This is a genomic window from Bacillus sp. AR4-2 (assembly GCF_008274865.1).
In the GTDB taxonomy this organism is placed as follows: domain Bacteria; phylum Bacillota; class Bacilli; order Bacillales; family Bacillaceae_G; genus Bacillus_A; species Bacillus_A cereus.
Genome location: NZ_CP031062.1, coordinates 2,177,875 through 2,199,397 on the forward strand (window position 1 = coordinate 2,177,875; position 21,523 = coordinate 2,199,397).

Here is a 21,523-nt window from a genome sequence, read left to right on the forward strand (position 1 = left end):
GGAGAGGAAGATTTTGATTGGATTTAGTTTAGCTATATTAGCAGGAATATTAATTAGCGTACAATCTGTTTTTAATGCAAAAGTAAATGAAAATGTAGGACAGTGGTTAACAACTACATGTGTCCTTGGAATAGGTCTCATTAGTTCTATTCTATTTTATATCATTACAGAAAACAGTATTAACATTAAAGTGTATACTACAAATTATTTGTTTTATGTAAGTGGACTGTTTGGTATCGGGTTAATTATTTGTATAATGGGTGCAATAAAGAGCTTAGGCCCAGCATATACGGTGCTAATTAGTCTTATTACTCAATTGGTCGTTGCGTTATGCATTGATACATTCGGATTATTTGGAATGGAGAGTGTTCCATTACAAGTAAATAAATTAGTTGGTATAGGTTTATTAATTGTGGGAGTAGGAATTTTTAAAAATCTATTTTTGAATAAGAAAGCTATTCATATAAATGAGGATAGTGTCTAAAGAATATAAAGGGGAAAAGTGTAAATGGTCAGAACTTATACATTTAGATAGTAATAAGTGAGCGATGAGGAGAGAGGATAAATGAATCAGTTAATGTTGCAAGATGGTATACACTATTTGAAAATCAATGGGATTATGCATTGGTGTAAAGTTGCAGGGACAGCTCATAATACAGTCCTTCTTATTATAGTACATGGTGGTCCAGGTGGTAATCATTATGTATTCGAAAGAACGCTTGGTTTGAAGTTAGAAGGAAATATGACTGTAGTTTATTACGAACAAAGAGGTTGCGGACGAAGTGAGGCACCACAAGATGACAGTGAGTACTCAATCAATACTCTAGTCGAAGATTTAGAGGAATTAAGAAAGCAATTACATGTAGAGAAGATAAATTTGTTAGGATATTCTTTTGGTGGACAACTTTGTTTAGAGTATGCTTTGAAATATCCAAGAAATGTTGAACAAATGGTATTACAAGCACCATCGTTAGATGATTTAAATGATATGTATACTGTGCAGATAGAAGGTTTTCTACAAGTAACGAAAGGGGAAATGAAAGAACAAATATTGAAAATAAGTAAGTCGAAAATTGCGCTAAAAGAAAAATATAATCAAGTTTGGAGTATAGTTGATACAGAAAATGTAGATCAACTATTGTTTAAAAATGAAGAATTTGCAAAGCTAAATCGGAGTCTTTGGGAGGAAGGTCAGTTAAGTAATACAGGGAAGATGAGCAAAGTTATTTTTGGAACAAAAGCATCTTTACCGCTTATTGAGCGTATTAAAGGTTTAGAAATTGATACGTGTGTCATAGTTGGAGCGCATGACTATAACACGGGTGTAGGAATGAGTTATAGAATAACGAGACAATTGAAAAATGGTAAACTTGTTATATTTGAAAATAGTGGACATTTCCCAGATATCGAGGAGATGGATAAAGTCTGTGAAACGATTATTGAGTTTTTGGAATAAAAGGGGGATATTAAGATCGAACCGAATTAATAGAGTTGAATTGGCTATTGGGATATTAAATCATGTAATATGCTAATTGTTTACTTGTAATTGAGGAAGAATCAATTAGTGTATTTGGAAAATAAGTAAAAAAGATCTCGTAAGGTGGAGGTCTTTTTTACTTATTATTTAATATTTTGAACTTATATGAACTGAAGTAGAAGAGTATGATAAGCACTTTCAGGGAACGAGAATATAACCGAAAATAAAATATTACTAAACGTATATAACTAATGAATACAATGTCTTTTTCGGTTATTATGTTGTAAATAATTTTATGATAAAATCTTTTACATAATGAAATAAAGGGGTAGTATTCTATGGGTTATTTCTCAAATGGTTTATTAGTTTTGTTTGTGCTAATCGTATGCAGTTGTATATTTTTTGGTTAATAATATAATGAGAGTCTTATATAAAAAGAAGTTATCTTAAGTGAGATAACTTCTTTTTATTTTATATTGAGAAGGAATTCTATCTTTCTTATTGAAGTTTGTTCTAGTTATTTTTACATCGATCAGATTTGTGTAAAGGGAATTTTATGAAATATAAACAAGCCAGAGAATAGGGAGTATTTACATGGGAAATAGTATACGCTACACAAGTGAACATCCTACAAATTTTAATGGATTATTATCCTTATACGAATCTTTAGGATGGAATTCTCTTAAATTAACGGTTAACGAGTTAGAACGAATGTGTAAGCAAAGTTGGTATGCAATTTATGTTTTTGATGATAAGAGGTTAGTAGGGATGGGGCGTGTCATATCAGATAGAGTCATAACAGGCATTATTTGTGGAGTTGGTGTATTGCCAAAATATCAGTCCATTGGTATTGGGAGAGAAATAGTGGAACGATTAATCCAACACTGTGAACAAAACAAGGTTATTCCACAACTTATGTGTGTAGAAAAATTGCAATCTTACTATGAATCTATAGGGTTTGAAGCATTCTCTATTGGGATGACAAAACATATTATAAGATAGAGGTGCTTTATCCCGCTATTTGCCGAGTAGTAAAAGCTCCACGGATTAAAGTTTCACTTTATATTTTCAGTTTACTCGTACATATTTTCAAACTTCAACATAAAGGAGAATGGCTGTATGGAGATTGCTAAAGGGATAGAAATGTTACAACTTGAATTTCAAGAATTTGTTATTCATCCAATTCTTTTATGGGATGATGAAATGGCAGTATTAATAGATACGGGTTTCCCAGGACAAATTGAAGATATACAAGTAGAGATGGAAAAGGTTGGGGTATCATTTGATAAGTTAAAATTCGTGATTTTGACGCATCAGGATATTGATCATATAGGTAGTCTTCCGGAATTGTTGCAGTGCTGTCGAAGTAATATTAAAGTTTATGCGCACGGACTAGATAAGCCATATATCGAGGGGGATTTACCTTTATTGAAGGATGGAAATATAGAGAACCGACCAAAAGGAAAAGTGAGTGACACTGTGATTGACGGGCAAGAACTTCCGTATTGCGGTGGAATACTAATTCTCCATACTCCAGGGCATACTCCGGGGCATATTAGTTTATATTTGAAACAAAGTAAAATTCTTGTCGCTGGAGACTCGATGTATAGTGTGAATGGAGTGTTAGGAGGAGTTCATGCCCCAACAACTTTAAATATTATGGAAGCACGGCAGTCTTTGAAGAAGTATTTAAATCTAGATATTGAATCTGTAGTTTGTTACCATGGGGGATTAAGTAAGGAGAATATAAATGTTCAACTTCAAAATTTGTAAAAGGTAAAGATAATAATTTTTTAATAATGGATGCTAAAGTGTAGTCTAATTGTTGGTATATAAATAAAACACTTAAATGATAAAAAAGCATGTTTGAAAAAATTCAAACATGCTCTTTTATTAAAGCAAATTAGTTTAATATGAATGACCTAATCCGTTCCAATAAAAAGAAACGATTTCTTGTGCTAATTCATCTATATTTGCAAGAATAGGATTGTGATTTTCATCTTTAAAATTCCCAATAGATAATAAAGATACGAAAGCATGAGCCGCAAATTTAGCGTTTCCTTTCGGAATTTCTCCGATGTGCATCGCATTATCGAGTGCTTTTTCTAGTACTTCATACATATTATCTTCAGCATTTTTTAATTGTTTCAATTGTTCTTCAGATAACGACAGTTTTGCATCTTTCATAAAATTTTTCATATCAATATCCATCGTTGCGTGTAAGTAAACTTTAGCGAAGTCTAATAATCTTTCTTCTAAAGTTTTGTTTGTAGAGAGTATTTGAGACATATTCTCACGTATACGTACCATCATTTCGATCATAGTAGCGGTAAATAAATCGGCTTTTGTTGAATAGTAATAGTAGACAGTTGCTTTCGTAACACCACAAACTTTTGCGACCTCATCCATAGAAACGACTTGATAATTTTGTGTAAGAAATAAGCGGGTTGCTACTTCTAAAATGGTTTCTTTTGTAGATTTTGTATTTTTATTTTGACGCGGCCTTCCGAGAGGACGTTGTTTTTGTTCCAAATACATTCGCTCCTGACATTTATGATTGAGATAATTATAACATAATTTTCAATCATTCTTGATTAATTAACCGACCAGTATATATAATTAATAATGGAGGAAAAAAGGAAGGTGGGTTTTTATGAAAAAGCACCCGTTACATATGTTAGGGAGGCTTGTAGCAGGGAGAAATACGCAGTGGATCACTTTATCGGTGTGGGTTCTTATTACATTATTACTTTCATTTACGTTACCACAAGTAAACAGTACGAAAGAACCGAATCCGAAAAATTTACCTGAAACAGCTATGTCACAGCAAGCGGAAGCGCTTATGAAAAAAGAGTTTCCGAATAATGCAGGGAATCCATTGTTAGTAGTATGGTATAGAGATGGTGGATTACAGTCACAGGATTATAAACTCATACAAGATGTTTATAAAGAGTTAAAATCTAGTCCTTTAAAAGAACAATCAACGTTACCACCATTTGATACAATCCCAGAGCAAGTATTATTAAAAAGTGCGTCAAAAGATGGTACATCATTTGTTACACCGGTATTTTTTAATAAATCTGCTGGTACGGATATATTAAAAGGAAATCTTGAAGAGTTTAGAAAAATAGTGAATAGTAAGGTGGATGAAGATCCGTTTAAACAAAAAATAAGTGAATCTGGTTTACATGTTCGATTATCAGGACCTGTAGGTATTCAAACGGATGCAGTTAGTTTATTTAGTCAAGCAGATGTGAAATTGTTAGTGGCTACTGTACTACTAGTGTTAGTTTTGTTAATTTTACTGTATCGTTCACCAATTTTAGCGATTTTACCTATACTTGTTGTTGGCTTTGCATACGGTATTATTAGTCCTACACTCGGTTTTTTAGCTGATCACGGATGGATTAAAGTAGATGCCCAAGCGATATCAATTATGACAGTATTATTGTTTGGCGCTGGAACGGACTATTGTCTATTTTTAATTTCGAGATATAGAGAGTACTTGTTAGAAGAAGAAAGTAAATATAAAGCATTGCAACTTGCGATTAAAGCATCTGGCGGTGCAATAATAATGAGTGCGTTAACTGTTGTACTTGGATTAGGAACATTACTACTTGCTCATTATGGTGCCTTTCATCGATTTGCAGTACCATTTAGTGTTGCTGTATTTATAATGGGAATCGCGGCTTTAACGATTTTACCAGCACTATTATTAATTTTCGGTAGAATTGCATTTTTCCCGTTTATACCGAGAACAACTTCAATGAATGAGGAGTTTGCAAGAAAGAAAAAGAGGGCTGTAAAAGTTGAAAAATCAAAAGGCTCCTTTAGTAAAAAACTTGGAGATATTGTAGTACGAAGACCGTGGACAATAATTATGCTAACTGTATTTGTATTAGGCGGATTGGCTTCATTCGTACCACGTATTCAATACACATATGACTTATTAGAGTCGTTTCCAAAGGATATGCCTTCTCGTGAAGGGTTTACGTTAATTAGTGATCATTTCTCAGCTGGTGAACTAGCACCAGTAAAAGTTGTTGTTGATACGAAAGGCAAAGAGCTTCCTATTAAACAAGAACTAGAGAAATTTTCTTTCGTAAATACAGTGAAAGAGCCAAAAGAGGGAAAAGAAAATAAGCAAATACAAATGTATGAAGTTTCTTTAGCGGAAAATCCATACTCAATTGAAGCGTTAGATCAAATTCCTAAATTGAAAAGTAATGTAGAAAAAGTATTAAAAGATGCTGGGATTAGTAATGCTGAAGAGCAATTGTGGATTGGTGGAGAAACAGCTTCATTATATGATACAAAGCAAATTACGGAACGTGATGAATCAGTAATTATTCCAGTAATGATTAGCATTATCGCTTTACTATTACTTGTCTATTTACGATCGGTTGTTGCGACGATTTATTTAATTGTAACTGTTGTCCTATCATTCTTCTCAGCGTTAGGAGCAGGATGGATATTACTTCATTACGGTATGGGAGCGCCGGCCATTCAAGGTGCGATACCGTTGTACGCATTCGTATTTTTAGTTGCTTTAGGTGAAGATTATAATATCTTTATGGTTTCAGAAATATGGAAAAACAGAAAGACACAAAATCACTTGGATGCAGTAAAAAATGGTGTAATACAAACAGGTAGTGTTATTACATCGGCAGGTTTAATTTTAGCAGGAACTTTTGCTGTGTTAGGTACACTTCCAATTCAAGTATTAGTTCAATTTGGTATTGTAACTGCAATTGGCGTATTACTAGATACGTTTATCGTAAGACCGTTACTTGTACCCGCGATTACAGTAGTTTTAGGTCGATTTGCTTTTTGGCCAGGTAAACTTTCAAGAAAGAGTGAAGAAATACAAAAGGTGGATGCATAGTTAAAAAAGCCAAGGATATTTCCCTTGGCTTTTTTCAATGTAGTTAATTAATTTTTTGAAGTCAAATCATCAGCTGCAGCGTGATCAGCATCTTCAATTGTTGTTTCGGGCATTCCGTATAAGCCGTTCATTGCTTGTTCTTCAATAGTAAGGTTTGCAGTATTATTATTTTGAATAGATGTAGTATTTTCAGTAACATTTTCTTTTTTATTCATATTTTTGTCATTCATGTATGTATCCTCCAAATTTCATTTGATTTATCTATAGTATGTGGATGGATTTCCAGAAATATGTGAATTGATTCTTACATATGTTATATAATTAAATAAATAATTAGGGTCAAATGTATAAACTGTTAGGAGTGAACAATTATGGTGAAAGCAAGGGAATTAGCCTTCTAAAATAAAAAGAAAATTTTAGGAGGCTATTAGAATGAAGTTTCATGTAATTGATAGAGAAGATTGGAATAGAGAGCAGCATTTTGAGCATTATTTAAAGTTGAAATGTACATTTAGTATGACTGTGAATGTTGATATCACGATGTTATTAGGGGAAGTATATCAAAAGGGAATAAAATTTTATCCCGTTTTTATATATTTAATTTCTAGAGTAGTAAATAATCATAAAAAATTTCGAACATGTTTTAACGATGAAGGAGTTGTAGGCTATTGGGAGGAAATGATACCGAGTTATACAATCTTTCATAAAGATGATAAGTCTTTTTCAAGTATATGGACGGATTATTCAAGTGATTTCCGCACTTTTTATAATAATTATGAAGACGATATGAGATGCTATGCTAGTGTTCATGGTCTTTTCACGAAAGAAAATATTCCGCCTAATGTATTTCCGATTTCTAGCATACCTTGGACTAGTTTTACTGGATTTAATCTTAATATTAATAATGATGAAAATTTTCTATTGCCAATTATAACTTGTGGGAAATATTTTAACGATGGAAACAAGGTTATGCTACCAGTTTCATTACAAGTACATCATTCGGTTTGTGATGGATATGATGCGAGTCAATTTATAGAAGATTTACAGCAGTTAAGTAATACTTGCAACGAGTGGCTTAAGTAATATCTAATTTTTAATTATATAAAGTGAAACTTTAATCAGTGGGGTGTCAGCCCCCGCTGATTATTAGCCCGACCCCCACCTAACTTCTTTGCTTTCGCTGAATTTTGAGGTGGGGGTCCTACTGCCCGGCAAATAGCGGGATAAAATTGAAAATGAATAAAAGAAGAGAACATGTTTATATTACATGGTCTCTTTTTATTATTCATTAATATTAAGTAATCGTGGAAAATATAGGGTGATTTGTAGTTTAATAGTAAAGAGGGTGATTAGTGTTAATTTTCTTTGTTTTTAAAAAAATAAGGATATAAATGTTTTAATAGGGGGTAATAAAGTGAATTGATAATTATGCCATTCACAAAAATGGTTGGTTTGTAATAATGAAGGGGAAAACGAAAATGACGAAAATATCTATAGAAAAAGCTACAATTTTAGATGCTGAGAAATTAACAGAAATAATGAAAAGAACATTTGATGCAGAAGCAAAACAATGGCTATACGGCCAAGATGATGTCATTGATTATAACATTCAACCGCCAGGATATTCTTCAGTTGAAATGATGGAATATTCCATTGAAGAATTGGATTCTTTCAAAGTTGTAATGGATAAAGAAATAATCGGAGGGATAATAGTTACGATTTCTGGTAAGTCGTACGGTCGAATTGATCGTATTTTTGTAGATCCTGTTTATCAAGGAAAAGGAATTGGATCACATGTTATGAAATTAATAGAAAAGGAATATCCGAACATAAAGATTTGGGATCTCGAAACATCTAGTAGACAAATTAACAATCATCACTTTTATAAAAAGATGGGTTACCAAATGATTTTTGAATCGGAAGATGAGTATTGTTACGTGAAAAGAATAAAAACAAGCTCAAACAAAGCGAGTGTAGTTACAAATAAAGATATGAAAAATAGTCAATACGAAAATTGTAATTTAGCAAATACAGAGTATTATCAAGTGAATTTAAAAAACAGTTCATTTGTTGGTAGCAATATAATGAATATGAATATGAGTAATTGTAATGTAAGTCAATCCAAGTTTAGAAATATAAATTTTAGAAGGTCATCATATGCAGATTTAAATCTTTCTGGCAGTAAATTTAATTTGGTGACTTTAGGTGGAGTGCAATTTAAAAATACAAGTCTCGGAGATGAGAAGGAACCTATTGTATTCGATAAATGTGATTTGGAAGGTAGCACTATAAGTAATAGTAATCTGAAAAATATTGAAATAGAAAATTGTGATATAGTCGGCATGAAACTAAATGGTATTCTGATTGAAAATTTGCTTGATTTATATAACAAGGTGAAAAGTTAACCAAATCCATATAGTCGTTAATATTTTTGGAAATTAAGTATTATATCGAAATAATTATGTAAAAATGACATAAAGAAATACGGGCGAGAAGGTCATTCGTGAACGTTTCTAGAATACACACAAATATATTGTTATTTATATGGAGGAGAGAAAGATGGGAATCAACGTTAGAGCAGTAGAAATACAAGATGCTAGAGCAATTCATCGTATATGTATACAGGATGACGTTTTACCGTATATGGTTTTCTTACCTAGCATGCGTGTAGAAGCTATGGAAAATAGAATTCGAAATTTAGCACCAAATCAATTTGAATTTGTTGCAGAATATGATGGAGAAGTTGTTGGGTTTGTAGGTTTAACACAAAGTCCGGGCCGAAGATCTCATTCAGGCGATTTATTCATTGGAGTAGACAGTGAATATCATAATAAAGGAATTGGGAGAGCACTTCTTACGAAGATGCTTGATCTGGCTGATAATTGGTTAATGTTAGAGAGAGTAGAACTAGGTGTGTTAGAAACGAATCCAAAAGCAAAAGCTTTATATGAAAAATTTGGATTTGTAGAAGAGGGAGTAAAGATAGGGAATTTGAAAGCTCATGGAAAGTTTATTAATGAAATTATGATGAGTCGTTTTAGACCGAATGGTTTAATTGTACATAATGAATAGTTAAAAGCATGACAGTATACTGTCATGCTTTTTTATTAGAACTTGGCTGCAATAAAAATAATACTAAACCAATAAAAATAACGGTAATTCCTAGTCCTTGTTGTAAAGAAATGGTCTCATGCAATATAAAGTACGCTAGTATACAAGTGCCAATTGTTTCACCTAAAATACTCATTGAAATTACAGTAGCACCCATCCATTTTAATAACCAATTAAAAATGGTTTGTCCTAAAATTGTAGCAATGAAAGCTAATCCAATAAAGCACAACCAAGTTTGTGTAGAGTAATGGATGAAAGATTCTTGTTGCATGAAAGCAAATATGCCAAGAAAGCCAGCACTACTTCCATAACTAATTACTGAATAGGGTATAAGTGACAAATCTTTACGAACGTGTTGGCTAATGAAAAAATAAGCAGTAATGATACCGGCAGCAATAAATGCTAAAATATCTCCATATAAAGCTTCTCCACTAATTTGGAAGTCTTGCCAGCCAATGATGATACTACCTGAAATAGCGATGAGGCAACCAATAACCGCTCCTTTCGTAAATCTTTCCTTAAATAAAAAATAACCACCAATCATTGAGAACAAAGGTTGTAACGTTACGATAACTGTAGAGCTTGCTACAGAAGTATATTGTAATGATTCAAACCATAGTACATAATGTGCAGTTAAAAATAGCCCAGATATGAATCCGAATGTCCATTGTTTTTTCGTTAAAGTTTTTAGCTCATTTCGACTATTTTTATTAAATAGTAATAACGGTAACAGAATTAGTGTGGCAAAGAATAATCGGTAAAAAGCAATGATTGTCGCAGGAGCATCTGCCAATTTTACAAAGATTGCTGAAGTTGATAAGGCGAATACACCAAAAAATAGGATGAAATATGAAAGAATAGGTGATTTCAAAGTTTGTCCCTCCGATAGAGTGTTTATTATAATAAACTTAATACGATATAATGTACAAAGGTAAGTATATAAGTCCCGGAGATAATAGGAAAGGATTATTTGCCTTTGTTTAGTATGTCAGCACAAAGACAATGAAATATGCATTATGATGGATGAAAGGAAGTTTTACTATGATACATGATAGGCTTGGACAAACGGTATTAAGTTATCGTAAGAAAAATAATATGACAATTCGTGAATTCGCTGATTATGCAGGGATTAGTACATCACTAATTAGCCAAATTGAAAGAGGACATGCTAATCCTTCTTTAAATGTTTTGGAGTTAATTGCAAAAGCATTAAATGTACCGCTGTTTACACTTTTTATTAATGATATCGATACAGATTCGCTCATTTCTAAGAAAAAAGATCGAAAAAAAGTATATCGGGAAAACAATGATCACATTGTATATGATGTATTAACACCTGATTTTATGAAAGCACGTATTGAAATGTTAATGATGGATTTAAATAAACGAGCAAACACAACAGAAAGCCATTATTCCCATGAAGATAAGGAAGAGATTGCTGTTATTATGAAAGGGGAAGTGTACGTAGAATTGGAGGGAAAAGAATATTTTTTAGAAGAAGGCGATGTTGTACGTATTCCACCAAATGTGAAGCATCGATTTTTGAATAAAAGTGATGAATCGAATCACATTTTATTTGTACTGACACCATCTTTAGGATGAAAATATAGTGATTTTTATTAGGGGAGAAAGAAAATGGAAAACAAAAGTATTTTAAAAGGCGGTTTAATCTAGTTTCTTTTTTTGTTAGTAGTATATTATTTTTTCAAATATGTAAGATTTTACATGCGTATTTTACTTTTACTAATTATGTAAGTAGGCTATACTGAAATACATACATTTTATTTTTGGAGAGATGTAAAACGACATGGAACTAGCGAAATTGGAAAAAGTAATTGAAATAAAAAAAGAAGAACTTTTATATTTAGTATCGGATTATGGAATTCAACATGAAAAAGTATTGGCATTGAGTCAAGAACTAGACAAATTAATCAATTACTTTATGTTTTTAAAATAAAGAGAACTATGACGGGGGTTGTAAATGTTATAGTTCTTTTTTATTGGGTAATTTGAAAATATATTAAAATATATTGTCTAATTTCTTACAGAATGCGCAACTTGCTAGTCGAATATAAGGACTTTTGGTTATAATAAAAAGGAATTATTAATTGTATCGGTTAGGAGCGCAGCACATATGAAAACAGTTGTTGTTATCGGTGGAGGTATAACGGGACTTTCTACTATGTTTTATTTAGAAAAATTAAAAAAGGATTATAATATCGATTTAAATTTAATTCTTATTGAGAAAGAAGAGTATTTAGGTGGTAAAATCCATAGTGTGGAAGAAAAGGATTTCATTATGGAGTCAGGGGCGGATTCAATCGTTGCTCGCAATGAACATGTTATGCCACTTGTAAAAGATTTAAATTTAGAAGATGAAATGGTATATAATGAAACGGGTATTTCTTACATATATTCTGAAAACATGTTACATCCGATTCCTTCTGATACTATATTTGGGATACCGATGAGCGCCCGTTCGTTGTTTAGCAGTACGCTAGTCTCAACGAAAGGGAAAATCGTAGCTTTAAAAGATTTTATAACGAAAAATAAGGAGTTTACGAAAGATACATCACTTGCTCTATTTTTAGAAAGTTTCTTAGGGAAAGAGTTAGTGGAAAGACAAATTGCTCCTGTGCTTTCAGGCGTATATTCTGGTAAATTGAATGAGCTTACAATGGCATCTACATTACCGTATTTACTGGATTATAAAAATAAGTATGGAAGTATTATTAAAGGTTTTGAAGAGAATAAAAAACAATTTCAATCAGCAGGAAATAAAAAATTCGTATCATTTAAGGGTGGACTATCTACGATAATTAATCGCTTAGAAGAAGTGCTGACTGAAACTGTCGTAAAAAAAGGTGCTATAACGACGGCTGTAAGTAAACAAGAAGATCGATATGAGATTTCTTTTGCAAATCATGAAACAATACAAGCAGATTATGTTGTTTTAGCAGCTCCACATGATATAGCGCAAACTTTATTACAGTCTAATGAGTTAAATGAGCAGTTTAATACATTTAAAAACTCATCTCTTATTAGTATTTATTTAGGATTTGACATACTAGATGAACAACTACCAGCTGACGGTACGGGGTTTATTGTAACGGAAAACAGTGATTTACATTGTGATGCTTGTACATGGACAAGTCGAAAGTGGAAACATACATCGGGTAAACAAAAATTATTAGTTAGAATGTTTTATAAGAGTACCAATCCGGTATATGAAACAATCAAGGATTACAATGAAGAAGAATTAGTACGAGTAGCTTTATATGATATTGAAAAGAGTCTCGGAATTAAAGGTGAACCAGAAGTAGTTGAAGTTACAAATTGGAAAGATTTAATGCCGAAATATCATTTAGAACATAATCAAGCGGTTCAAGCATTGCAAGAAAAAATGACAAATCTTTATCCAAATGTATATTTAGCTGGTGCCTCATATTACGGTGTTGGAATTGGTGCGTGTATTGGAAATGGAAAGAATATTGCCAATGAAATAATGGCTACATTAAATAAATAATACTGTAGAATAAATAAAAACTGTTCCTTCAGCAAAATGAAGGAACAGTTTTTATTTATTTTATTTGAATGGAAATTTTATTGTTTTTTACATTGTTTTCTTTTATTGTTAATGTTATTTCTCCAGATTCTTTAAATGAATACGGTGATAGTTGATAAATATCTTTTATATCATGTTTTTCTTGTAATTTACTTATCGGTATTAATACGATATTTGGCTTCCATGTTTCTTGTTTTCCTGAAGGATATTCTATAAGTATTACCGGATTTTTTAACTGCATTTTTTTCCAAGAGACGAAATATAGTTGAACTTCAGTATCTTTTTTTAATAATTCTTCGGAGAAATAACCGAATTCGCCTACATTACCGAAAACAGTGTAGTTTTGATTTTTTAATTTAATATCTAAATAACTAGGTTGATATGTTACTGCATGATAAGTTCCATATGAAAGTGAGAGTATGGCAGCGATTAAAATACCGATTGAAAATGTCTTAAAGCTATTGCCTTTAAAGTTAGTCATCATGAAAGAGTTTGGTGTGAATTTTTTTGCGAATAAAAAAATAAGTAATATGAGTAAGAGGGATAAGCCGATGAATATATACATAGGAAATTTACACCTCCACAATAAAATAATATATTAACTATATTTTACCATAAATGTATGGGGTAGGGTGGTTGTTTGGAAGGAGAAAATGAAGAAACAATTTTTTTACAGTTCTTGATAATTTGAAATTCGATTTATGGAAATTATAGCGTCATGTTTGAGTAGTAATCAGAAGGTATCCAATTCGTGTATATAGAATAAAGAGGGAATGCGTCATTAGAAATGTTTGATTTATGGAACAATAAGGACTTTAGTAATTATAAATATTTTTTCTGATATAATGAATGAGTAGAGAGAAAGGAGTGATCCTATGGCATTTCCTATATTAGAAACAGAACGCTTACGTTTAGTTGAAATAGAACAATCTTATTGTCAAAAAATATATGAAATCTTTTCATTGGATGAAGTAACGTGTTATTACGGTATGAATTCTTTTACGGAGTTTGGACAAGCTTCACGTATGATCGAATCTTTTTCGAAAAATTACTTTGAGAAAAAGGCAATACGATGGGGAATTGTGTTAAAAGAAACGAACGTTTTAATAGGAACAATTGGACTAAACAATTTACAATTATGGAGTAAACGATCTGAGATTGGATATGACCTGCATCCTCGTTATTGGGGAAATGGTTATGCGTCAGAAGCGGCTCGAGAAATTATTGATTATGGGTTTAAAGATTTGGGTTTGTTTAGAATTGGAGCTATTACATATCCTGAAAATGTTACTTCTTGTAGAATGTTATCTAAAATCGGCTTTCAAAAGGAAGGTCTATTGCGCGGATATATTCATCAAGGAAATAAGCAACACGATGCATTATTGTATTCTATAGTGCGAACTGATATTGAAGACATAAATTTATAATAAAAAAAAACCTCTTAATTAAAAGAGGTTTTTTTTATTATAAATTAACCTAATTTAGGCAATAAACGTTCTCCGCTTTTCATGCTACTTTTACATAAAGGGCATTTAGGCTCTTCTTCAAATGAAAAGTTCTTTCTCATCCATCCTAAACAATCCTCTGATTCACATTCCCAAACAGGGGTTTGTTCTGGTGGTACTTCTGCTACATCGTTCTTTCGATTGCGATACATGTAACCACTCCTTTTATGTAAAAAATTTTAGTTATATATTAAAAAGGTTGTTAACCTTGCTGGTAACAACCTTTTTATTGTTTGAATTATAGCTTTACAACGTTTTTAGCTTGAGGTCCGCGGTTACCTTCTTCAACTTCGAAGCTAACTTCTTGACCTTCGTCAAGAGACTTGAAGCCGTCGCCAGTGATAGCTGAGAAGTGAACGAATACGTCGTTACCGTCTGCAACTTCGATGAAACCGAAACCTTTTTCGCTGTTAAACCATTTTACTTTACCTGTTAATGTCATGGTAATGCCTCCTAAAAGTAGAAAAATTACAATATGATCGGCCTTATTTGAATGAAAATAAAAGTTCACATATTATCAAAAACCCATAAGGAGTACAAAATGTCCCTGATTGATACTTGATAATATGCAAAGAAAATATAGTGTTAAATTGACCTTAATTACTATCTTACAACAAATGGTGGGAAATAGCAAGTGCTGGTAATACCACTGAGTAATCTGGGTGATAATAGTAAAGGCACAAAGGCACCTTTTTTATTTATATATTATTCCTAATTTGGATTTATTCCAAACAAAAATCATTTATATGAAAAAATAAGTTTAAATAAAAGGCTAAATATTATTTTAATATTGCTGATGAGTACCATAATTAGGAGGATAGAATATTGCAAAATAAACAATTTAAAATAATTGAAGCAGCAAAAGAAGGTAGAAGAAAAGTTCATCCTGTTTTTGCTGTCATACTCGCGATTATATTTTTAACTTTAGGTGAATTATTTATGTTGTTTATGCTGATTTTACCGAAAGCAGAAACAACTTTTATGAAGGCGATTTATAGCGACATTGAGATGATATTAACGTTTGGCGGCGCAATATTTTTTGTGTTTTTATGGATTAGATTTGTAGAGAAAAGATCATTTTCATCCGTTGGTTTTTGGGGGAATCAATGGATAAGAAAATATTTGAGAGGTGCATTAATAGGATTTGTTTTCATTTCAATACCAGTAATTTTACTCCTATTAGCAGGAGTTGTAACATTACAAATACAAAAAATTACAGTAACCGCTATATTGGGTATTGTAGGTTCTTTAGTCGCATTTTTAATACAAGGGGCAACAGAAGAAATTATTGTACGAGGTTGGTTATTCCCGGTTCTTTCTGTTAGAAGTCGTATATGGGTTGGGATTGTTGTGACGTCTTTCTTATTTGGTTTTCTTCATTTACTTAATCCAGGTATTACAATTCTTTCAATATCGAATATAATATTAGTTGGTGTATTTGCAGCTTTTTACGTTTTAAAAGACAGTAGTCTGTGGGGGATTTGCGCATGGCATTCCATTTGGAATTGGGCACAATATAACGTCTACGGTTTTGCAGTTAGCGGGATGACCATATATTCAACGCCGTTATTTAAACCTGCAACAAATGGCCCCGTATTCCTTCATGGAGGCACGTTCGGAATTGAAGGTAGTATCATTACAACAATCATGCTCACTATCGCTTCAATTGTTTTATGGAGAAAGTTATGGGGAAGAAAAGCGAAACAACGAAATTTTAGTTAATGAAAGAGGGGGAAACTATGGGGATAATAGCATTTGAGGGAGCAAGCGCTGTTGGTAAAAGTACCACGTGCCGTGAATTAGAAAAGAATTATGGTGCTTATATAATACCTGAAGTGAATTCTTTATTTGAAAGGCCAAAAAATGAACATAGAACATGGTATTTTGAAAAACAAGTTGAGCGCTGGAATATAGCTGTTCAGAAGTCAGAGCAATATGAATTAGTAATACTCGATGGGGATATATATCAACCACTTAGTTATAATTGGTGCTTTCATTTTGATATATTTAATCAGCCATTATCTTTAATAGAAAATTTTTATAAAGAAAAGATGATAAATAGGGAAATTGGTTTTCCGGATCAATATTTTTATTTATATACGAACGATGAAGAACTTAGAAAGCGGAAAGTATCTGATGAGACGAAAAGAAGAAGAAACTTTGAAAAACATTTACATATATCAAAATCGTTTCAGCGTTATTATGAAAATTTAAATACTGTTACAGATGGGTATTGTAAATTAATTGAGGCGAAAAGTGTAAGAAATAATGAATTAGAAATAGTGAGAAACTCAAAAAATTTGAACGTGTGTGAAGAAAGACGTTTTGATGTTTCGAGGTTAGATGCTATTACGAAGTGGTTAAAAGAAAATCGTGCATAAAAAAACAACGAGTGCCTTAAAAGGTACTCGTTGTTTTTTTATACATATGTAAAATTTGAACTCGAATTATATATTGTTCTTAAAATTTGTAAGTTTTCCTTTTCATGTTTCTTAATAGCTTTTGTATATGTAGGTAAGAAGAATTGAGAAAGATTATATTATTATGAAATAAACTCATATTTATGCATCTTCTTTAAATATTAGGCTAGCATATATTTTATAAATTTAAAATGAAATATTTAGATTGTGATTAGTATTTGAAAAAAGATATCTATTTTTGACAGAATAATCTTTCAATTAACCCTAAAAAGAAATACAATATAAGGAAATATACATATGGCTTGGGAAATAGAAATCATATAATAGATTTATCTCGTATTAACGATACTGGCAGTAAGCTTCAAAATTAAGTTGGGAGATTAATTGCATGTAAAAGTTAGGCTATTTTAACTAGTATGTAGTGTATCGAGTGTAAATTTTGAAAGGGGAATTAATGCAAAAATGAAAAAGATTATAATTTCAGATCTTGATGGGACTTTATTAAGAAGTGATAAAACAATTTCGCAGAAATCTATTAATATTTTGAGGGAATGCAAGAATAATGGAGACGAACTAATTTTTGCTACAGCAAGGCCTCCCAGAGCAATAAATCAATATATTCCCGACGTATTAACAAATGAAATTATCATTTGTTATAATGGAGCGCTTGTTCTTAAAGGTAATGATATTTTATATGAGATGATGATTCCTAAAAATATCATTTTAGAAATTATAGAAATAGGAAAAAAGTATAATCTCCATCAGATTTGTCTTGAAATAAATGATAAGTTGTATTCAAATTTTGATGTTACTGATTATTTTGGTAATGTACCGTGTAAAGTTATGGATGTAAGAGAGTTGGACTTTGAAAAAGCTTCGAAGGTAATAGTTTGTACTAAGGGCCCAATAAATAAGAGGTTTACTAAAGAATTGCCTATTGAGTGTAGTGCAGTCATTACAGATAACGGGACATTGTGTCAAATCATGCATGCAGAAGTTTCGAAATGGAATAGTATTCAACATGTTCTACAGCATCTAAAACGAGACGCATCCGAAGTGATTGCATTTGGAGATGACTATAATGATATGGAAATGATAGAGAAGTGTGGGGTGGGTGTAGCAATGAGTAATGCTGTTGAGGAATTAAAATCAGTTGCTAAATTTATTGCGAAAAGTAACGATGAGGACGGTGTTGCTACATTTTTGGAAAGTAATAGTTACGTTTATATTAATTAGAATGAAAAAACTATGCTATATCTGCTTTTGATAGATAAAAATTATGAAAAGGGTTATTGGGGAGGAAACAAGTGAGATGAAAATATTTTTGAAAATAATAGGTGTTATAGCTGGTATGGCGGTAATCGGAGTAGGTTTAACATATGGTATGCTGCATTATTTAAATAATAGTAAACCAGCTGCGAAAAAGGCATCACCAGCTGCTCCAGCAGTAGAAGTATTAGCTGATAGTAACGTAAAAGCAGAAGATGCAAAGATTTTAGAAAATGGCAATTATTCATTGCCAAATAGTGGTTTTAATAAAAATTTTAAGTGGACAGATGAGAACATACAGACAGCATTACATGAAATGGCACATCAAAAAGCGAAAGCTGATCAAAAGTGGGGTTATATTTTTATTACACAAGAGCGGATTGAAAGCTTAATTGATATTGTAAAGAGTAATGATCTTGTGCAGGGAAGTACATATGTAGAAATTTTAGAACGATGGAAACAAGGAAAATATGAAAAGGTTGATGGGGATCATAATAAGATTTGGAAATTACAAAGTGGGAATTTAGGAGAAGGAAAAGGAGTAATGTCGGAAGCTGAGCAAAAAGAATTAATTAATCAAGTGTTTATGAACAAAGGTACATATTCAGGTAGTAAATTAATTGCAGGTGGGGGACAGACTAATAAATAATATACTAATTAATGAAAGAGAGTAATTGCTTATTAGGCAATTACTCTTTTTATATGTATTTCTTAATTTCTTAATCTCTTAATCTCGTTCAAGTAAGGAAAGAAACGACTGTAATACCGGGGAAATCCATCTAGATTTATGATAGATTACATGACTTTGAATAACGGATGGAGTTTCGATAGGCTGAAAACATAGTTGTTCTTTTTGGCAACTTTCTTGTACAACGATATAAGGAAGAATTGAAATGCCTAACTCACACATGACGGATTGTTTAATGACTTCAATATTGGAAGTTTCAAATGTTTTATCTGGAATATTCCTGCTTTGACGTAAAAAACGATCTACCATTGGCCTATAGCCGCAGCTTTGTTCTGTAAAAATGAACTGGGTGTCCTGTAATAACTGGAATGGATTTGTATGTGCAGCGGAATAAGCTGGTAAAATCCATCCAAATGTTTCATTACTAAAAGTTCGCGTAATAAAATCATTATGTTCTATACTTTCTCCAATTATGAAGACAACGTCTGTTTCTCCTTCACGTAATTTTTGCAATGCTTGTTCATTTGTGTTTGTTTCAAGTACGATATTTACTTTCGGATTTTTCTGTTTGTAAGTACGTAATAACTTTGGTAATCGGTATACCGCTAATGATTCATTAGATGTAATACTTAATGTACCTTCTAAATAATCTGTATTTTGGGGGATTTCTTGCGCTTTTTCATATATTGAAAGTAATTCTAATGCATAAGGATGAAATTGATGACCTGCTTTTGTGAGTAGCACTTTTTTCCCTAACCGATCGAAAAGAGGAATATGTAAATCGTTCTCTAAAGCTTTCATATGTGCTGTAACAGTAGATTGCGCATAACCTAGCGCATGCGCAGCTTTAGAAAAATTACCATACTTCACAATGGCGCAAAATGTTTTAACATGTCTCATTTCCATAAGCGATCCCTCTTTTATTATCATGATTTGTGAATGATTATATCATGTATTTTAATTTTCCAAATGATTAAATTCTGTATAAAATGAAATTGTAGAAATATTCATTCAAGTGATATTGGAGGAGAAAAGATGATCAAAAAGGGCTATCATGTAGCTGTTGTTGGGGCTACAGGTGCGGTAGGGCAAAAAATTATTGAACTGTTAGAGAATGAAATGAAGTTTAATATAGTTGAAGTTACATTGCTTTCGTCAAAACGATCCGCTGGTAAGAAAGTAAGATTCAAAGGACGAGAGATAATTATACAAGAGGCAAAAACAACTAGCTTTGAAGGTGTAGATATTGCCTTTTTTAGCGCTGGGGGAGAAGTATCTAGACAATTTGTAACTCATGCAGTTTCTAGTGGTGCGATTGTAATTGATAACACAAGTGAGTACCGAATGGCGCAAGATGTACCGCTCGTTGTTCCGGAAGTGAATGCGCACACTTTAAAACAGCATAAAGGTATCATTGCAGTTCCAAATTGTTCAGCATTACAGATGGTAACAGCACTTCAGCCGATTCGAAAATCATTCGGTTTAGAAAGAATTATAGTTTCAACATATCAAGCTGTATCGGGTTCTGGCATTCATGCGATTCATGAATTACAAGAGCAGGCTAAGTCTATGCTTGCTGGTGAAGAAGTGAAAAGTAATATATTACCGGCGAAAAAAGATAAAAAACATTACCCAATAGCGTTTAATGTACTGCCTCAAGTAGATATATTTACAGACAATGATTTTACTTTTGAAGAAGTCAAAATGATTCAAGAAACGAAAAAAATATTAGAAGATGAAAACCTGAAAATGGCAGCTACTTGTGTACGTGTTCCAGTTGTATCAGGGCATTCAGAATCGGTTTATATAGAACTGGAAAAAGAAGCAACCGTTGCGGAAATCAAGGAAGTATTAATGGGTGCACCAGGTGTTATTTTGCAGGATAACCCTAGTGAACAGCTGTATCCAATGCCATTATATGCAGAAGGGAAAATAGATACATTTGTCGGAAGAATACGTAAAGATCCTGATACGCCAAACGGATTCCACCTCTGGATTGTTTCCGATAATTTATTAAAAGGTGCGGCTTGGAATTCAGTTCAAATCGCAGAGACTTTAGTGGAAAAGGGGGTACTTTAATATAGTTTAAAAAACTGGGGAATCGTTAATGATTCCCCAGTTTGTATTTCATAATTGTTTTCTTTATTTCGGCCAACTTTAATTAAAATTAGTCGTTATTGAATTTTTATAAATATCTACTTTATGTACAGTGAAGCGTAAGGTTTTGGATTCTGCATGAATTGTAAGATTAATAATAATCGATAACGGCATTTCGACCGTTTTCACAATATCTTCTATAGCAATATACTTATTTTTTGCTTCCTTATAATAAACAACAGAACGAATTACGGCCTCGTCACCTTCAATATCAATTTCACACATCATAGGGAATTTTTCACCATTATGTAAGAATAATTCGCCTAGTACGATTGAACCGTTTAATTCTTCTGTAAAATTAGTAGTTGCCGCTGGTTTTACCCATGTTTCGTCATGTTCTTCGTTTTCCTCTTCATCTATTGCCCATTCCCAAATGGGGTTTTGTTTTAGGTCCTCAATAGTTAATTTATCAATTGGTTTGCAACTACTCATACATAAATTCTCCT

General features: G+C 32.1%; 25 protein-coding genes. 17 read left to right on the top strand and 8 right to left on the bottom strand.

What is annotated here, in order from left to right; translation table 11 throughout:
• Window positions 1–13 precede the first annotated feature (13 nt).
• From DN399_RS11300 to DN399_RS11315, 4 genes are all read left to right on the top strand, one after another.
• Window positions 14–484, top strand: a complete 471-nt coding sequence (locus tag DN399_RS11300) for a DMT family transporter (RefSeq protein WP_000579025.1) — start codon at window positions 14–16, stop codon at window positions 482–484.
• 81 nt (window positions 485–565) lie between these two features.
• Window positions 566–1,456: an alpha/beta fold hydrolase gene (locus DN399_RS11305; protein WP_006918617.1), complete on the top strand. Its 891-nt coding sequence runs from the start codon at window positions 566–568 to the stop codon at window positions 1,454–1,456.
• A 615-nt stretch (window positions 1,457–2,071) separates the two neighbouring features.
• The gene (locus tag DN399_RS11310; protein WP_006918618.1) at window positions 2,072–2,479 is read left to right on the top strand and encodes a GNAT family N-acetyltransferase; all 408 of its coding nucleotides are present in this window, start codon (window positions 2,072–2,074) and stop codon (window positions 2,477–2,479) included.
• Between the two features lie 117 nt (window positions 2,480–2,596).
• The gene (locus tag DN399_RS11315; protein ID WP_006918619.1) at window positions 2,597–3,250 is read left to right on the top strand and encodes an MBL fold metallo-hydrolase; all 654 of its coding nucleotides are present in this window, start codon (window positions 2,597–2,599) and stop codon (window positions 3,248–3,250) included.
• Between the two features lie 135 nt (window positions 3,251–3,385).
• Here the strand turns inward: DN399_RS11315 and DN399_RS11320 are convergent, their stop codons facing one another.
• Window positions 3,386–4,009 (bottom strand): TetR/AcrR family transcriptional regulator, encoded by a 624-nt coding sequence (locus DN399_RS11320; RefSeq protein ID WP_000436025.1) that lies wholly within the window; start codon window positions 4,007–4,009, stop codon window positions 3,386–3,388.
• A 121-nt stretch (window positions 4,010–4,130) separates the two neighbouring features.
• On the opposite strand from DN399_RS11320, the gene DN399_RS11325 reads away from it, so the two are divergent.
• Entirely contained in the window at window positions 4,131–6,362 is a 2,232-nt protein-coding gene (locus DN399_RS11325) for an MMPL family transporter (RefSeq protein WP_006918625.1), read from the top strand.
• A 47-nt stretch (window positions 6,363–6,409) separates the two neighbouring features.
• Here the strand turns inward: DN399_RS11325 and DN399_RS11330 are convergent, their stop codons facing one another.
• Complete coding sequence (locus DN399_RS11330) at window positions 6,410–6,592, bottom strand: DUF4021 domain-containing protein (protein WP_006918627.1); 183 nt, start codon at window positions 6,590–6,592, stop codon at window positions 6,410–6,412.
• A gap of 202 nt (window positions 6,593–6,794) precedes the next feature.
• On the opposite strand from DN399_RS11330, the gene catA reads away from it, so the two are divergent.
• The 3 genes from catA to DN399_RS11345 all read left to right on the top strand — a co-directional run bounded on the left by catA (window position 6,795) and on the right by DN399_RS11345 (window position 9,434).
• Entirely contained in the window at window positions 6,795–7,445 is a 651-nt protein-coding gene (gene catA / locus DN399_RS11335) for a type A chloramphenicol O-acetyltransferase (RefSeq protein WP_000668526.1), read from the top strand.
• Window positions 7,446–7,822: 377 nt separating this feature from the next.
• Window positions 7,823–8,767 carry a GNAT family N-acetyltransferase gene (locus tag DN399_RS11340; RefSeq protein ID WP_043924656.1) on the top strand — a complete coding sequence of 315 codons (945 nt, stop codon included), beginning with the start codon at window positions 7,823–7,825 and terminating at the stop codon, window positions 8,765–8,767.
• 154 nt (window positions 8,768–8,921) lie between these two features.
• Complete coding sequence (locus DN399_RS11345) at window positions 8,922–9,434, top strand: GNAT family N-acetyltransferase (RefSeq protein WP_000512619.1); 513 nt, start codon at window positions 8,922–8,924, stop codon at window positions 9,432–9,434.
• 22 nt (window positions 9,435–9,456) lie between these two features.
• Here the strand turns inward: DN399_RS11345 and DN399_RS11350 are convergent, their stop codons facing one another.
• Entirely contained in the window at window positions 9,457–10,344 is an 888-nt protein-coding gene (locus DN399_RS11350; RefSeq protein ID WP_149149559.1) for a DMT family transporter, read from the bottom strand.
• A gap of 170 nt (window positions 10,345–10,514) precedes the next feature.
• Here DN399_RS11350 and DN399_RS11355 point away from each other — a divergent pair, with 170 nt between their 5' ends.
• From DN399_RS11355 to DN399_RS11365, 3 genes are all read left to right on the top strand, one after another.
• Entirely contained in the window at window positions 10,515–11,075 is a 561-nt protein-coding gene (locus tag DN399_RS11355) for a helix-turn-helix domain-containing protein (RefSeq protein WP_000581031.1), read from the top strand.
• Window positions 11,076–11,280: 205 nt separating this feature from the next.
• Complete coding sequence (locus tag DN399_RS11360) at window positions 11,281–11,430, top strand: aspartyl-phosphate phosphatase Spo0E family protein (RefSeq protein ID WP_000417698.1); 150 nt, start codon at window positions 11,281–11,283, stop codon at window positions 11,428–11,430.
• A 177-nt stretch (window positions 11,431–11,607) separates the two neighbouring features.
• A complete protein-coding gene (locus DN399_RS11365; protein WP_149149560.1) occupies window positions 11,608–12,999 on the top strand; it encodes a protoporphyrinogen oxidase in 1,392 nt (463 codons plus the stop codon).
• 55 nt (window positions 13,000–13,054) lie between these two features.
• On the opposite strand, the gene DN399_RS11370 is transcribed toward DN399_RS11365, so the two are convergent.
• The gene (locus DN399_RS11370) at window positions 13,055–13,603 is read right to left on the bottom strand and encodes a hypothetical protein (RefSeq protein ID WP_000275232.1); all 549 of its coding nucleotides are present in this window, start codon (window positions 13,601–13,603) and stop codon (window positions 13,055–13,057) included.
• A gap of 310 nt (window positions 13,604–13,913) precedes the next feature.
• On the opposite strand from DN399_RS11370, the gene DN399_RS11375 reads away from it, so the two are divergent.
• Window positions 13,914–14,465 carry a GNAT family N-acetyltransferase gene (locus DN399_RS11375; protein ID WP_000885398.1) on the top strand — a complete coding sequence of 184 codons (552 nt, stop codon included), beginning with the start codon at window positions 13,914–13,916 and terminating at the stop codon, window positions 14,463–14,465.
• A 44-nt stretch (window positions 14,466–14,509) separates the two neighbouring features.
• On the opposite strand, the gene DN399_RS11380 is transcribed toward DN399_RS11375, so the two are convergent.
• Together DN399_RS11380 and cspD are read right to left on the bottom strand one after the other, a co-directional pair.
• Window positions 14,510–14,695: a cold-shock protein gene (locus DN399_RS11380; protein ID WP_000286203.1), complete on the bottom strand. Its 186-nt coding sequence runs from the start codon at window positions 14,693–14,695 to the stop codon at window positions 14,510–14,512.
• A gap of 86 nt (window positions 14,696–14,781) precedes the next feature.
• Window positions 14,782–14,985, bottom strand: coding sequence for a cold-shock protein CspD (gene cspD, locus DN399_RS11385; protein WP_000176366.1), 204 nt, complete (start codon window positions 14,983–14,985; stop codon window positions 14,782–14,784).
• A 383-nt stretch (window positions 14,986–15,368) separates the two neighbouring features.
• Between cspD and DN399_RS11390 the strand changes: the two genes are divergently transcribed.
• From DN399_RS11390 to DN399_RS11405, 4 genes are all read left to right on the top strand, one after another.
• A complete protein-coding gene (locus DN399_RS11390; protein ID WP_149149561.1) occupies window positions 15,369–16,265 on the top strand; it encodes a CPBP family intramembrane glutamic endopeptidase in 897 nt (298 codons plus the stop codon).
• The gene (locus DN399_RS11395; protein WP_119683340.1) at window positions 16,265–16,924 is read left to right on the top strand and encodes an AAA family ATPase; all 660 of its coding nucleotides are present in this window, start codon (window positions 16,265–16,267) and stop codon (window positions 16,922–16,924) included. The genes DN399_RS11390 and DN399_RS11395 overlap by 1 nt, the downstream gene beginning before the upstream one ends.
• Before the next feature lie 501 nt (window positions 16,925–17,425).
• Window positions 17,426–18,199, top strand: a complete 774-nt coding sequence (locus DN399_RS11400) for a Cof-type HAD-IIB family hydrolase (protein WP_016122481.1) — start codon at window positions 17,426–17,428, stop codon at window positions 18,197–18,199.
• A gap of 76 nt (window positions 18,200–18,275) precedes the next feature.
• Window positions 18,276–18,881 carry a PRK06770 family protein gene (locus tag DN399_RS11405; protein ID WP_149149562.1) on the top strand — a complete coding sequence of 202 codons (606 nt, stop codon included), beginning with the start codon at window positions 18,276–18,278 and terminating at the stop codon, window positions 18,879–18,881.
• 78 nt (window positions 18,882–18,959) lie between these two features.
• Here the strand turns inward: DN399_RS11405 and DN399_RS11410 are convergent, their stop codons facing one another.
• Window positions 18,960–19,826: a LysR family transcriptional regulator gene (locus DN399_RS11410; protein WP_149149563.1), complete on the bottom strand. Its 867-nt coding sequence runs from the start codon at window positions 19,824–19,826 to the stop codon at window positions 18,960–18,962.
• Between the two features lie 129 nt (window positions 19,827–19,955).
• Between DN399_RS11410 and DN399_RS11415 the strand changes: the two genes are divergently transcribed.
• The gene (locus DN399_RS11415) at window positions 19,956–20,999 is read left to right on the top strand and encodes an aspartate-semialdehyde dehydrogenase (protein ID WP_006918642.1); all 1,044 of its coding nucleotides are present in this window, start codon (window positions 19,956–19,958) and stop codon (window positions 20,997–20,999) included.
• Between the two features lie 78 nt (window positions 21,000–21,077).
• Here the strand turns inward: DN399_RS11415 and DN399_RS11420 are convergent, their stop codons facing one another.
• Entirely contained in the window at window positions 21,078–21,509 is a 432-nt protein-coding gene (locus DN399_RS11420) for a hypothetical protein (protein ID WP_149149564.1), read from the bottom strand.
• Between the last annotated feature and the right edge of the window lie 14 nt (window positions 21,510–21,523).

Coding starts and splice junctions, on each gene's coding strand:
- DN399_RS11305 (WP_006918617.1), top strand. CDS start 566: ATGAATCAGTTAATGTTGCAAGATGGTATACACTATTTGAAAATCAAT.
- DN399_RS11310 (WP_006918618.1), top strand. CDS start 2,072: ATGGGAAATAGTATACGCTACACAAGTGAACATCCTACAAATTTTAAT.
- DN399_RS11315 (WP_006918619.1), top strand. CDS start 2,597: ATGGAGATTGCTAAAGGGATAGAAATGTTACAACTTGAATTTCAAGAA.
- DN399_RS11325 (WP_006918625.1), top strand. CDS start 4,131: ATGAAAAAGCACCCGTTACATATGTTAGGGAGGCTTGTAGCAGGGAGA.
- DN399_RS11330 (WP_006918627.1), bottom strand. CDS start 6,592: ATGAATGACAAAAATATGAATAAAAAAGAAAATGTTACTGAAAATACT.
- catA (WP_000668526.1), top strand. CDS start 6,795: ATGAAGTTTCATGTAATTGATAGAGAAGATTGGAATAGAGAGCAGCAT.
- DN399_RS11340 (WP_043924656.1), top strand. CDS start 7,823: ATGAAGGGGAAAACGAAAATGACGAAAATATCTATAGAAAAAGCTACA.
- DN399_RS11345 (WP_000512619.1), top strand. CDS start 8,922: ATGGGAATCAACGTTAGAGCAGTAGAAATACAAGATGCTAGAGCAATT.
- DN399_RS11355 (WP_000581031.1), top strand. CDS start 10,515: ATGATACATGATAGGCTTGGACAAACGGTATTAAGTTATCGTAAGAAA.
- DN399_RS11360 (WP_000417698.1), top strand. CDS start 11,281: ATGGAACTAGCGAAATTGGAAAAAGTAATTGAAATAAAAAAAGAAGAA.
- DN399_RS11365 (WP_149149560.1), top strand. CDS start 11,608: ATGAAAACAGTTGTTGTTATCGGTGGAGGTATAACGGGACTTTCTACT.
- DN399_RS11370 (WP_000275232.1), bottom strand. CDS start 13,603: ATGTATATATTCATCGGCTTATCCCTCTTACTCATATTACTTATTTTT.
- DN399_RS11375 (WP_000885398.1), top strand. CDS start 13,914: ATGGCATTTCCTATATTAGAAACAGAACGCTTACGTTTAGTTGAAATA.
- DN399_RS11380 (WP_000286203.1), bottom strand. CDS start 14,695: ATGTATCGCAATCGAAAGAACGATGTAGCAGAAGTACCACCAGAACAA.
- cspD (WP_000176366.1), bottom strand. CDS start 14,985: ATGACATTAACAGGTAAAGTAAAATGGTTTAACAGCGAAAAAGGTTTC.
- DN399_RS11395 (WP_119683340.1), top strand. CDS start 16,265: ATGAAAGAGGGGGAAACTATGGGGATAATAGCATTTGAGGGAGCAAGC.
- DN399_RS11400 (WP_016122481.1), top strand. CDS start 17,426: ATGAAAAAGATTATAATTTCAGATCTTGATGGGACTTTATTAAGAAGT.
- DN399_RS11405 (WP_149149562.1), top strand. CDS start 18,276: ATGAAAATATTTTTGAAAATAATAGGTGTTATAGCTGGTATGGCGGTA.
- DN399_RS11410 (WP_149149563.1), bottom strand. CDS start 19,826: ATGGAAATGAGACATGTTAAAACATTTTGCGCCATTGTGAAGTATGGT.
- DN399_RS11415 (WP_006918642.1), top strand. CDS start 19,956: ATGATCAAAAAGGGCTATCATGTAGCTGTTGTTGGGGCTACAGGTGCG.
- DN399_RS11420 (WP_149149564.1), bottom strand. CDS start 21,509: ATGAGTAGTTGCAAACCAATTGATAAATTAACTATTGAGGACCTAAAA.